Source organism: Candidatus Binatia bacterium, assembly GCA_036493895.1.
Taxonomy (GTDB): domain Bacteria; phylum Desulfobacterota; class Binatia; order UBA1149; family CAITLU01; genus DATNBU01.
Genome location: DASXOZ010000036.1, coordinates 1 through 12,245 on the forward strand (window position 1 = coordinate 1; position 12,245 = coordinate 12,245).

12 protein-coding genes are annotated in these 12,245 nt (G+C 66.5%); 5 read left to right on the plus strand and 7 right to left on the minus strand.

Features of this window, described 5'->3' with window-relative positions; genetic code table 11:
* Positions 1–221: 221 nt before the first annotated feature.
* Together VGK20_09455 and VGK20_09460 are read left to right on the plus strand one after the other, a co-directional pair.
* Positions 222–1,073: an outer membrane beta-barrel protein gene (locus tag VGK20_09455; protein ID HEY2774264.1), complete on the plus strand. Its 852-nt coding sequence runs from the start codon at positions 222–224 to the stop codon at positions 1,071–1,073.
* A gap of 216 nt (positions 1,074–1,289) precedes the next feature.
* Complete coding sequence (locus VGK20_09460) at positions 1,290–1,676, plus strand: hypothetical protein (protein HEY2774265.1); 387 nt, start codon at positions 1,290–1,292, stop codon at positions 1,674–1,676.
* Positions 1,677–1,763: 87 nt separating this feature from the next.
* Here VGK20_09460 and VGK20_09465 read toward each other — a convergent pair whose 3' ends face one another.
* The 4 genes from VGK20_09465 to VGK20_09480 all read right to left on the minus strand — a co-directional run bounded on the left by VGK20_09465 (position 1,764) and on the right by VGK20_09480 (position 5,977).
* Positions 1,764–2,672 (minus strand): hypothetical protein, encoded by a 909-nt coding sequence (locus VGK20_09465; GenBank protein HEY2774266.1) that lies wholly within the window; start codon positions 2,670–2,672, stop codon positions 1,764–1,766.
* Between the two features lie 724 nt (positions 2,673–3,396).
* On the minus strand, positions 3,397–3,957 hold the full coding sequence (locus tag VGK20_09470; protein HEY2774267.1) for a porin family protein: 561 nt from the start codon (positions 3,955–3,957) through the stop codon (positions 3,397–3,399).
* 174 nt (positions 3,958–4,131) lie between these two features.
* Positions 4,132–5,088, minus strand: a complete 957-nt coding sequence (locus VGK20_09475; GenBank protein HEY2774268.1) for a TIGR03560 family F420-dependent LLM class oxidoreductase — start codon at positions 5,086–5,088, stop codon at positions 4,132–4,134.
* 46 nt (positions 5,089–5,134) lie between these two features.
* A complete protein-coding gene (locus VGK20_09480) occupies positions 5,135–5,977 on the minus strand; it encodes a DUF5715 family protein (GenBank protein HEY2774269.1) in 843 nt (280 codons plus the stop codon).
* Between the two features lie 125 nt (positions 5,978–6,102).
* On the opposite strand from VGK20_09480, the gene VGK20_09485 reads away from it, so the two are divergent.
* Entirely contained in the window at positions 6,103–7,110 is a 1,008-nt protein-coding gene (locus VGK20_09485) for an alpha/beta hydrolase (protein HEY2774270.1), read from the plus strand.
* A 14-nt stretch (positions 7,111–7,124) separates the two neighbouring features.
* Here the strand turns inward: VGK20_09485 and VGK20_09490 are convergent, their stop codons facing one another.
* The 3 genes from VGK20_09490 to VGK20_09500 all read right to left on the minus strand — a co-directional run bounded on the left by VGK20_09490 (position 7,125) and on the right by VGK20_09500 (position 9,465).
* Positions 7,125–7,745, minus strand: coding sequence for a class I SAM-dependent methyltransferase (locus tag VGK20_09490; protein HEY2774271.1), 621 nt, complete (start codon positions 7,743–7,745; stop codon positions 7,125–7,127).
* A 185-nt stretch (positions 7,746–7,930) separates the two neighbouring features.
* On the minus strand, positions 7,931–9,103 hold the full coding sequence (locus tag VGK20_09495) for an acyl-CoA dehydrogenase family protein (protein HEY2774272.1): 1,173 nt from the start codon (positions 9,101–9,103) through the stop codon (positions 7,931–7,933).
* Positions 9,094–9,465 carry a hypothetical protein gene (locus tag VGK20_09500; protein ID HEY2774273.1) on the minus strand — a complete coding sequence of 124 codons (372 nt, stop codon included), beginning with the start codon at positions 9,463–9,465 and terminating at the stop codon, positions 9,094–9,096. The genes VGK20_09495 and VGK20_09500 overlap by 10 nt, the downstream gene beginning before the upstream one ends.
* 12 nt (positions 9,466–9,477) lie before the next feature.
* Here VGK20_09500 and VGK20_09505 point away from each other — a divergent pair, with 12 nt between their 5' ends.
* Together VGK20_09505 and VGK20_09510 are read left to right on the plus strand one after the other, a co-directional pair.
* Positions 9,478–10,323: a MaoC family dehydratase gene (locus VGK20_09505; protein ID HEY2774274.1), complete on the plus strand. Its 846-nt coding sequence runs from the start codon at positions 9,478–9,480 to the stop codon at positions 10,321–10,323.
* Positions 10,324–10,616: 293 nt separating this feature from the next.
* Positions 10,617–12,245 (plus strand): DUF4215 domain-containing protein (locus tag VGK20_09510; GenBank protein HEY2774275.1); only part of this gene is annotated, 1,629 nt, incomplete at its 3' end.

The following is a 12,245-nucleotide window of genomic DNA, read 5'->3' on the forward strand; positions in this document are numbered from 1 at the left end:
TCCTTCCGGCGATCGACGTGCCGGTGAGGTTCGAGTGGGCGTAACGGCTGGTGCCTGCGGTTGGTGCGGTTGGTGCCTGACCCCATTCGCCTGGTGCCTGACCCCATACCAGAATTGCCGCACGGTGGACTGGATGCTAAACCGACTGGGGAATCCTGCGGCGCCTGACGATCGCCCGAGCGGCTACGTCGGGCCGACCAACGCCTTCCATGGAGGGATCGATGAAGACGAGGATGTTTGTGTGCGGGGCCTCGGTGCTCGCCCTGGCTTTCGGCACGGCCGTTGCGGCTCACGCAGCGGAGGCGCCTAAAGCCGCGACGTCGACCGTCACCGAGACGACGACCACCACCAAGGACGAGACGGCCAAGCCGCTGCGCGGCTTCTACGCCGGCGGCAGCATCGGCGGGAGCTTCTTCCAGGGGCCGGGGCTCCACTCGAAGATCTTCTACTCGACGGCCAACGACCACGACGGCGACGGCGACACCGACTCGTTCACTGCCGACAAGATCGGACAGGAGAACAACTTCATGTGGTCGGTCTTCGCCGGGTATCGCATGGCCGACTGGCTCGGCGCCGAAGTGGGCTGGACCGACCTCGGCGGATTCAAGGCCACCGACCTGACCGACCCCGGTGACACCACCGCGCACAACGACCACATCCACGTCAACGTCGACGGCGTCGAGGCGAGGCTGCGCGCGTGGGTGCCGCTGTGGAGCGACCGCGTGGCCCTGATCGGCGGTCCGGGCATCTTCGTCTTCGCGTCGCACGGTAGCAAGAAATGCACCGGTTCCGACACCAGCGGGTGCGACAAGATCGGGAGCTATCCGCCGACCGCGCACGAGATCCCGGCCCTCGACTCACGCAATGACAGCGGCCAGGCCTTCACGCTGAGCGCGGGACTCCAGTTCCGCATCACCGACAACATCCTCTTGCGCACGGAATACGCGCACTTCTTCTCGGTGATGGACCAGGGCGTGGACATGGTCACAGCCAGCGTCGTCTTCGGCTTCTACGACCTGTTCGGACAGGGCGGCGGCGGAGGCGAGAGCATCGGCGGAGTTACCGTCGAGTAGCACGCCGCAACGAGATCCTGGCGGCGAGGCTCGCCGCCAGTCGAAGGCCCCGGGAGGCAGTGCGTCCCGGGGCCTTTTTCTTGTCGCTTTTACGCAACCCCGTTGTTGACGCGCACGCCGGTGTCGGGTCGAATCGCCGCTGCCGAACCACAATGCCGCGCGGGCCGGGATGGACCCGCGCGAGCCACAAATGCCCAGGGGAGGAGCCCACTACCCATGAAGTCGAGAACTGTCACGATCGCCTTGTCGTTGTCCGTCAGCGCGCTTGTCGCGGCCTGTGCCGCGCACAGGAGTGAGCCCGCCGCAGCGGCGCCCGCCGGCGAGAGCCACGCCAAAGCTGCCGCCAGCACACCACCGCCGGCCGGAAGCAAGCTGGCGCAGATCAACCACGGAATGGCCGACACCGACGTGCGCCGCATCCTCGGGGAGCCGGACACGTCGCACAGCTACATGACGGGAAAGCAGTTCATTCCCGGATACGCAGGAACGGATACGGCGCGCACCGAGTACATCTACCACGGCCAGGGACGCATCACGCTGTCGCGCAACCAGTACACCGGCGGCCTGTCGGTGATCCGCGTCGAGTACAATCCGGGCCTTTGAGCCACTGCCGAAACCAGACGGCGCAAAGAAGAAGGGCCGGGTCGAAACGACCCGGCCCTTTTTTGTTGCCGCCAGCAGCGGCGCTCTTCAGACGCCCGTGTTGTACGCGATGCCGAGACCGATCTGCCAGTCCGGCGCTTCGTTGATGCCGATCCCGAGCGTGGGACGCAGCAGCAACTCGCCCGGTCCGACGTGGAAGCTGATGTCCGCGCCCGGGAAAATGCTCACCGGGTCGGCGTCGTTCGACATGAAGTGGTTGTGCGTCAGCTCGGCGCGCACCACTACCTGGTCACCGAAGCCGCCGAGCATCGTCAGCGGCATCAGCACCGCCAGGTTGGCGTCGGTGTAGTCGTACTCGTCGCTCGGCGCATTGCGCGGCAGGCCGGTGTGCTTGTCGGCGACGATGTTGTTCGGATCGGTCGTCACCTCGTAGCCGAGGCTGGCGCGAATGTTGGTCGGGCCCGCAACGGCATTGAATGTCAGGTACGGCTCGAACCCGTACTCGTCGGTGCCGAGCCCGCTGCCGGCCGTCGGGAAGCTGAAGATCAGGCCGCCGCCGAGCGCGAAGTTCTCGGTGCGCAGCGGCATCACCTTGGCCCACGCCTTGAGGTCGCCGAAGTCGTTGTCGCTGCCGATCGTGTCCTGGTGCACGTAGACGTACGGCGCGAGCAAGCCCACCTCGAACAGCTCGGTGCCGAAGGAAGCATGCAGGTAGGTATTGACCGCCTCGACGTCGCCGACCGCCTTCGGATGATATTCGGCCGCGTAGACGGAGCCGAGCTCGGCCCAGATTCCGCGGGTCGTTTCCGCATCCGTGAGAAAGCCGGTGAACTCGCGCATGATGCGCGGCGCGACGACTTCCGGCGCCGGCGGCGCCGGCGGCGGTGCCGGGATTTCCTCGGGCTTTTCGGGCTCGCCGTACGCACCGGCGAAAGCGAGCGACGCCGCAGCCAGCACGGCAGACGCCAACACTACGGAGAAAACACCTTTCTTCATCTCATGCCTCCTAAAGAGCTTCCTTTTTTCAAGACCGGTGGTTCGCCGACTGTTGCATCCCAGCGCAGACAGTCAAGCAGGTCCCCCGGGCTTTCCGATCGCCCCCACGCCGGACAGTATTAGCATTTCTGCGGCGTGTGCACTGCATTCCGCGAAGGTTTTGGCAAAGAACACATTTCTTCGCTCCCCTTCTTTCCTCTTCCGAGCCGCTTTCCGGTATCCGCCTGGCATTGCCAACACCCCCGACGCGAAAATTGCGGCTCATGTGAGTGGGAGCATTGTGCGAAGCTCGCGCGACGCATCTTCGTCACCGCTGTCCTTCGCGTCGGATAAGCGCAGAGCACCGTGCAGAGCGGATGTCGCCGCGAATGCACGTTCCGCCGACGCGGCGACAGGCGCCGATGTCGTGCCAGTCACATTGGCGCACGACTCGAGCAACTCCCGCCATCGAACCTGGCCCGCGCCTTTCGCCACGCTGCTTCCTTCCCGGAGCGTCGGGTTTTTCTCCTCCGGTTCTCCTGCTCCGGCTCCCGCGCCGGGGTTTCCATGCCCCGGGCTTCCCTCGCCTGATCGTGCCGAATTCGACGCAAGCGCGAACGATCGGCCGGCCGCCGGGGACCCTTTGCGATCCCGTCGACCAGGCAAAATTGTAGCGGCAGCCGGCTCCGGCCGCAAAAGCCGCACCGCGTCATAAAACGCGGACAGCGGCGCAGGCCAGGCGGCCTCAGTAGAAGCGGTAGAGTACCCCGAACGACAGCGGGACAGACCCGTAATTGCTGCGGCTGCCCGTCCCCAGGAGGTAGTCGGCCTCCGTGTAGAGGCCCCAGTTCCGGGTGATGTAAAAATCGAGGCCACCGCCGAAGCGGAAGCCGGCGCCGTTGGTGTCATCCCCGCCGGCCCTCTTGTCGTTGACACTGTTCCAGCCCGCCCCGGCAAGCAGGTAGGGCTGCACGATGCCATGGAACGGGTAGAACTTGGCGTCGGCGTCGAGCTGGAGCACCTCGGTATCGCCGGTGCTGTCGCCGAACTTCGGCAGGTGGCTCCAGTCTATTTCGAGCGCGAACCATTCGTTGAAACGGTAGCCGCCCTTGATCTGGTAGCCCCAGGCGTTGTCGGGGCTGTCGTGCTTGCTGGCGGACCCGCTGAACTCCTGGAATGCGTAAGTCCCTCCGCCTGCCACATACGGGCCGGAGCGGCCGTACAGTTCGTCGGCGGCAGTGGAAGGGGTCACGAAGGCCAGCACGAAGACTGCCGTCAGTGCACTTGAAACCAGTTTCCACGACATGGGTGGATTTCCTCCGAAAGTGGGTTGGGCTCCGGCAGTCCGCAGCACCGGTTCCCCTTGTTCGCCAGCCGCGCGGCGGGAGCAACCGCATTCACTATATTTACCGCCTTGCAGGGGCGCAACGAACGGTGCTGCCGGGCCGGTTCCGGCCGCATTCTGCCGCCAGCTGCGGCCTCAGCCGGCCATCGCCCGCGCCTGGGGAGCGACCTCCTCGGCGAAAGCCTGCAGCTCATCGGAGAACACCGGAGCGAAGCACATGAACACGAAGTGGGTGATCCCGATCGCGCGATAGGCAGCGACCTTGTCGAGGCATTCGTCGCGGCCGCCGATCATCATGCGACCCCTCGCCTTCTCGGGCGTCAGTCCGTACGCGTGCGCGAGCATCTGGCAGGCCGCCAGCTGGCGATCTTCGTCGAGGCTGTAGCACAGCGGCATCGCGACGCTCTTCTCGATTGCGTCGGTATCGCGGCCCGCGCGATCGCCGTGGCTGCGGATCACGTCGATGAGCTCCTTCATGTCGGCGGGCGCACCGAAGTAGTTCCACATGTCGGCGTGCTCGGCGACGATGCGCAGCAGCACCTTGCGCCCGGCGCCGCCGATCATCAGTGGCGGCCCCCCGACTTGCACCGGTCCCGGCACCGCGTGCGCGTCGCGAACGCGGTAGTGACGACCGTCGAGGCTGACGCGCTCTCCGCGAAGCATGCCCTTGACGATTCGGCATGCCTCTTCGAGTGCGCCGAGGCGCGCACCGATGGGCTTGAACTCGATGCCGAAGCTCTCGTGCTCGAGCTGGAACCATCCGGCCCCGAGGCCGAGGTTGAGCCGACCGTCACAGACGTGATCGACGGTCACTGCCATCTTCGCGAGCAGGCAGGGGTTGCGATAGCTGTTGCCGGTGACGAGATGGCCGATGCGCGCGCGACGTGTCGCCTGCGCGAGCGCCGACAGCAGCGTCCATCCTTCGTGGCAGGCACCGTTCGGGTCGGTGAAGATCGGGTAGAAATGGTCGTAGAGCCACAGCGAGTCGTAGCCCCAGGAATCGGCCGACGACCACAGCGCGCGCAGTTCCTGCCAGCCGAGGTTCTGCTGTCCGGTCTGGATTCCGAAGCGGACGGGGTGGAGCTGCGCCATGGGGTCGTTCGCGGCCGCGGCCGCCGCCGTTCAGGTCAGGTCGTGGTCACCACGAGACTTCGTCGTGGACGAAATCGGGGGTGGACTTGCCGGCGCACGTAATCGGGCCTTTTCCCGCGCGGCCCGCCCTGGCAGTGAGCTCGTAGTAGTCGGCCTCGAGCTCGTCCTGCGCTGCAGGAAGCGCGATGACGTGGAACGTCGACTGCGCTTTTCCTTCTTTGAAGTACACGATCGTGCCGGCCTGGGTGAGCGTCTCGAGGTAACGCTCCAGTCGCCGTTGCCTCTCGGCCGTCATGTCCCGGCGAGGGATGTCGAAGGCGAGGCCGAACACGTGCGTCGGGGGAACGCCGGCGCGGATCGTGTTCGCGTTGGCGTTGCTCAGCATCAGCTTCTTCTGGTACGTCCACGGCCGCACCATGCTCGACACCGGCAGCGGCTCGAACGCGCCGCCCTCGGATTCGCGAAGGAAGTTCGCAATGCGGTAGAGCAGTCCGGCGCCGGGCTTGGACAGGCGGTACATCTTGGCGCGCCGCGACAGGTCGTGCTCCTTCTCACCGACGGGCGAGTTGCCTTCCTTGCGGATCGAAATTCCGAGACCGGCCGGGTCGTCCGGTACGTCGACGAGCCAGCCGCGCGCGCATGCCTTGTCGAGGTCGTCGTAGTCCTCCATCCAGAGGCGCTGGACGACTTCCGGCGTGAAGATGCGGGCGAGCTGCTCTTTCTTGGTTTCGTCTTCGCGAGGACCGGTCGATTCGAGGGAGAGGGCCTCGGGCGTGGTCTGGCGGCTGGCCAGCATCTGCTCGCCGCCGGCCGCGGCCGGTCTCACCCAGCAGGCTGCCAGCACGACGGCGGCAGCGATCTTGCCCGAAAGTCCCTTCATCCACCTCACCCCCGGGGTCTGTGCCGGCGAGCGCGCGTCGTTCGAGCGTGCTCCCGCAACCCCGTGATCACAGCGAACGAGTGTACCCGCCGCCTCGCGTTTCGCAATGCAATCCTTCGGGCAATGCCGCCTGCATGCGGGAAAGAAGGAGCCGCAGGAGCGGCAGGACCGGCGACGGCGGGCCGGCGGGGCTTCGCGCTGCACGAGAAGCGCGCTACATCGTGGGCGTGGCTTCCCGAGTGCTCCGCGCGATCGGCGACATCGCGCTGCATTTGCCGTCGGCCCGCCGCGATCCGCTGGGGGCCCTCGACCTGCTCTCATCCGGGCGAGGCGCCCGTGCCACCGCCGACCTGGCCTACGGCCCCGATGCGGCGCAGCGCGCCGACCTCTATCTTCCGGCGTCGCAGGCCGGCTCGGGCGGCGCGGTGCTGTTCCTGCACGGGGGGCGCTGGAGCTACGGCTGCAAGGAGCAGTACCGCTTCGTCGCGCGCTCGCTGGCCGCGCGCGGCCACGCCGCGATCATCTGCGACTACCGCAAGTACCCGCAGGTGCGCTTCCCGCGATTCGTCGAGGACGCTGCAGCGGCCATCGCGTGGGCGCGTGCGCTGCTGCCGCGCCACGGCATCGATCCTTCGGGGCTGTTCGTCATGGGCCACTCGGCCGGTGCCCAGCTCGCCGCGCTGGCGACGATGGACCGCAGCTACGCCGAGGCCACGGGCATCGATCCGGACTCGATCGCGGGACTCGTGCTGATGGCCGGGCCTTTCGATTTTTTTCCGAAGCGGGAGCCCGACCTGCGCGAGATGTTCAGCCCCGAAGACGGCCTGCGTCGCTCCCAGGCGATCCGCTTCGCACGCGAGGGACTCCCCCCGGCGCTGTTTCTTCACGGAAGACGCGACCGTACCGTGAGGCCGTCGAGCAGCGTGCGCATGGCCAGCGCGATCCGCGAGCTCGGAGGATCCGCGCGCGTGATCCTCTACGACTACCTCGGCCACACCGACATTCTTGCCACGCTGTCGGACCGGGTCGGTTTCCTCATCGCTCCGGTGCTCGACGACATCGACGTGTTCCTGCGACACCGCCTCGAAGCGATCGCCGGAGCGCCGCGTGTCCAGCTACCAACGACGCAGATGGGCGCTTGATCCGCGCGCTGCGCTCAGGAGCTCATCCAGCCGGCAGACGGCGCTTCGGCAAGGACGACCCACGAGCGGGAGAATGCGCCGCCGACAGGCGCGAAGCCGCGAATGCCGAGCCCCACCATCCGGAGCTCGCTTTCGACCTGGGGCATCGTCAGGTGATTGCGCGGAAACGTGGCTTCCAGGCCGAGACGCCTTCGCGCCCTCTGCCACAGGAACGATGCGCCCTCGATGTGGGCATACTCGACGATGACCCAGCGCGAGCTCACGCGCCGCATCTCGCGAAGCGCGCGAATGCGACCCGATTTCCTGACGTACGGAAGCAGCTGCAGGCACGCGACCAGGTCGAACGACTGCGACGCGAACGGGAGCGCACCGGCATCGGCGCAGACGAACGAGCTGGCGCCGGCAAGCGCCTGGTCGGAAGCGACGCCGCCGCGTGCTTCTGCCAGGCCGTCCTGCGAGATGTCGAGCTCGACGACGAGGCCGGGATGCAACGCCTGGAAATGGCGCAGCCAGCGACTGTTGCCCGAGCCGACGTCGAGCACCGTGCGAACGTCGCCGGCCGCGCGCAGCGCCTTGTCGACGGCACGCAGCTCGTCTCGATCGATGTCGCGGTTCTGGCCCTCACCCCGCCGCAAAATGCCACCCCTGGCCCGCCAGTCCCGTGTCAGGCCCCTGCGAGCCGCCCCGTGATCCGCGAGAATGAAATAGGATCGAAGACCCTATCGTGGCGCTGCGCCTGGAGCCAATCGACGCTCCGCGCAGACCGCTTCCGTCGGCATGAGCTGCTGCGCTCCGGTTACTCCGGGCTTCTCGGCTCCATTTACTCCGAGCCTTTCGGCTCCAGGCCCATGAGGCGGGCCAGGATCAGCTTCATGACCTCGTTGGAACCGGCGTAGATCGGCATCGCGCGCACGTCGACGTAGTCGCGGCAGACTCCGTACTCGGCCATGTAGCCGTAGCCGCCGTGAAGCTGGACAGCCTCGTAGGCCACGCGGTTGGCCAGGTCGCTCATCCACCACTTGGCCATCGAAACCCGCCGCGTGATGTCGACGCCCGCCTCGAACTCGTCGATGACGGCGTCGAGAAAGGTGCGGCCGATCTCGATCTCGGTGGTCAGCTCGACGAGCTTGAACGCGTTGTGCTGGAAAAAGCCGACGGGAGTGCCGAAGGCTTTTCTCTCTTTCACGTACGGCAGCGTCTTGGCGAGGATCTGCTCGCTGGCCGCCTGCGCGGCAATCGAGATCATCAGCCGCTCGCGCTGCAGGTTCTGCATCAGGTAGCGGAAGCCCTGACCCGGCTCGCCGAGAAGGTTCGCGCGCGGGACGCGGCAATCCTCGAAGAACAGCTCGGCAGTGTCCTGGATGTGCTGGCCCATCTTCTCGAGCGGCCGCGCCTTGAGGAATCCCGGCGCACCAGCTTCGACGACGATGAGACTGACGCCCGCGTAAGGCGGATCGGCTGCAGGATCGGTGCGGCACGCGACGATGATCAGGTCACAGTCGACGCCGTTGCTGATGAACGTCTTCTGCCCGTTGAGAACCCAATGGTCGCCGTCGCGAGCAGCCGTCGTCTTCAGGTTGGCCAGGTCGGATCCCACCGACGGCTCGGTCATCGCGATCGCGGTGAGCAGGTCTCCGCTTGCACAGCCGGGAAGCCAGCGCCTCTTCTGCTCTTCGCCGGCGAACTGCTCGAGATACGGAACGGCGATGTCCGAGTGCACCGACACGCCGGTCTGCAATCCCATGAACCCGGTGTAGCCGAGCTCTTCGCAGAGCACCGCCGAGAAACCGAATCCCGCGCCGCTGCCGCCGTACTGTTCGGGCAGCCACGGGCAGAGAAAGCCGGCTTTGCCCATCGCCTTCCAGAAACTGCGCGGCGTGCGGCGCTGTCTTTCCCACTCGCCGAGATGCGGGATCACTTCGCGCGCGAGGAAAGAGCGCAGCGAAGAGCGGAAGGCCTCGACCTCCGGAGTTTTCCAGGCAGCTACCGGCATTGCGCAATCTCGCGCCCCGGCCACGGCGCGATCTCGCGCCCCGGCAAAGGCGCGGTCTCGCGCCCCGGCAACGGCGCGATCTCGCGCCTCGGCAAAGGCGCGGTCTCGCGCCTCGGAAAGGCTACGTGCCCCGGCGCGGGCGCCCGCTCGCGGCCGGCAGCGGCCGCCGCGGTGGCATCGATCGAAAGCCGGTCGTACATCGTGCTTTTCTCCCGCAGAAGGATAGGCGAAGTTAAGCGAGCCGGATCATCAAGACAATCCGGTGCCGGGCGAGCGGCGAACGGCGTTGCAGGCGCCGGCGCGGCGGCAACGGCACGCAAGGCAGGCAACTCGAAGCGATCGAGGCAATCGATGCGATCCATGAAGGAGACGCGATGAACAACAGCGGCGAACCAGTCTACGTCGGCAGGGACTTCGGCGGGCGCGACGTCGTCATCGACCGTCCGCTCGTCGATCGCTACATCGGCGCCCTCGGGCAGCAGCTGCCGCTGTACGAGCAGGTCGCGCCCGGCCTCGTCCTGCATTCGGAGTGCTACGAGAGCCTGTCGTGGTACCTCGCCAACATCTGGGGCAACCTTCACGCGCGCCAGGAGTGGGAGCTGTTCGACGAGGTGCCGGTCGGAACGCCGGTTCGCACCCGCGGACTCATCCGTGAGCGCTACCGCAAGCGCGATCGCGACTACGTCGTCAAGGAAACCTGGGTGCAGGACGCCGACGGTCGCCTGCTGGTGCGCGGGCTCACGCACCAGAGCTTCCTCGTGGCCGGCGCGCCGCGCGGCGGTGCTGCCGTCGACAAGGATCGCGAGAAGAGCGGCGAGCGCCGCTTCGAGATCGGAGGGAAAGGCCGGGCGCTGCCGCCTCTGGAGAAACTCGTCAGCGACGAAGTGTGCATGGCATTCTCGGGGCCGGGGCAGAATTACCACACCGATCGCGAGGCCGCCCTTGCGCTCGGGTTTCCCGACATCGTCGTGCAGGGAATGCTGCCCGTCTGCCTGCTGTCGGAGCTGCTGACGCGCGAGTTCGCCACCGGCTGGCTGCGCGGCGGAAAGATGGACGTGAGGCTGGTCAATGTGCTGTGGGCGCGGGAAACGGTGACGGCAAGGGCCGAAGTTACCGACGAGTCGCCCGAGGCCGACCGTACCCGCGTGCACCTGGACGTCTGGGTCGAGAAGGCAGACTCGACCAAGGTCGTCGTCGGCCGGGCAAGCGCGCTGCGCTGAGCGGGCAAGTTCCCGCATCTCAAGGCATTTCCGGGCGCCGCCTGCCTCTGCAGCGCCCGTGAATTTTGCATTGACTGTGCAATCTTTGGCCAGTACCTTTCCGTCAAGTTCGCAAGCCAGATCGCGCCAGATCGCGGTCATTTCCGGGCGACCACAGGCAGCGCTGAGCGCTGCCGTTCGAGGGCACAGACAGCGCTGAGCGCTGCCGTTCGAGGGGAGGATCAACAATGCGGTTTTTTGCAGGTATTGGAACGGACCGGTTCCGCCGTCTTCTGCTCGCTGTGTGTGCGCTCTTGATCGCCGCCACAGCAGCATCGGCCAATGACGACAATCACTGGCCGCTGTCGGGCAACTCGCTGACGATGCACTACACGCCCAATGGATTGGGCACGTCGTTCAAGTTCGTCACGACCAGACAGGTCAATATCAACAATACCAGCATCGCCCACGATCCGACCGTGGAACGCTCGACCCTGCTGGTGCGCGGCGCCGGCACGCAGCCCGGCAACACCGGCCTGATCGAGCTCGACCCGGCGCGCTGGACGCCCATCGGCGACCCGGCGGCTCCGAAGGGATGGCAGTACAAGGGCGACCCGTACTACACGCACGGCATCACGAAGATCCAGATGCGCGCGGGGTCGAAGGAAGGCTCCCTCAAGATCATGGCCAAGAGCCAGTCATGGCCGTTCCGGATCGGCGCACCGCAGGATTCGGTCGACATCGTGATGACGGTCGGGGACTACGCGTTCTGCGCGAAATTCTCCGCAGACCGCCAGGCCACGTTCAAGGCCAACCAGGCCGACGGCAGCGGTGGCGAGGTGATCGCGAGCACGTCCCTTGCGGGAGACTGTCCGCAGGTATGCGGCAACGGCGTTCTGGAGGCGGGCGAGGAGTGCGACGACGGGAACCTGATCGACAACGACACCTGCTCCAACGCGTGCAAGGGTTGTGATCCTTCCAACATCACCTATACGAGCACTTACGATGGAATCCAGGCGCTGATCTTCGACAACCCCGCGTACGACTGCAACAACGCCGCCTGCCACGGCAGCGACACGCCTCAGGGTCACCTCGACTTGCGCGCAACCAGCGACTCGTACTCGGCGCTGGTCGGCGTGCCCAGCTTCATCAACCCCTCCGTGCAGCGCGTGTTCGCCGGTAACAACGACCAGTCGATGCTGTACGAGAAGCTCGCCGCCAAGACGCTCGGCACATCCTGCCCTGGGTCGGCGATGCCGCAGAACGGATCGGCGCTGACGACCGAGCATCTGGACGCGATCAAGAACTGGATCCGCGGCGGCGCGCCTCGCGACGGCGTCGTCGAAGGCACCGCTGCCGAGCTCGGAAGCTGCCTGCCCCCGGCTACTCCACTGAACATTCCGCAGCCTCCGGTTCCGGATCCTTCTGTCGGCACCCAGTTCGCGATGCCGGGCTACCTGCTGCGCCACCAGTCCGAGCAGGAAGGCTGCGAAGCGTCGTACTACGACGTGTCCGCCACGGTTCCCGCCGAGGACCTGGTCGATTGCACCGGCGTGTTCCCGGGGACGAACGACACCGGTCTCAACGCAGGCATGTGCTTCTCGTACCGGGGCAATCAGCTGTTCCAGGACGCACAGACCCACCACTCGATCATCCATATCTACAGTGGACCCGGCAGCGCCGAGGATCCGGGCTGGGACGGATGGAAGTGCGCCGGGGGTCCGAACGACAGCCAGACCTGCGACCCGCTGGACACGAGCTTCTGCGGAACCGACGGCGTCTGCGGCAGCCACTTCCACCTCGGCGTCGCGTGCAATCCGACGCAACTGGAGCCGCACTGGGGACCGCTGAATCCGGACGGGTCCTCGTTCGACGCAGCGACGCAGGGACCGCAGTTCTCCGGGGCCCAGACCTCTACCGCCAACTTCGCCTACCCTGACGGC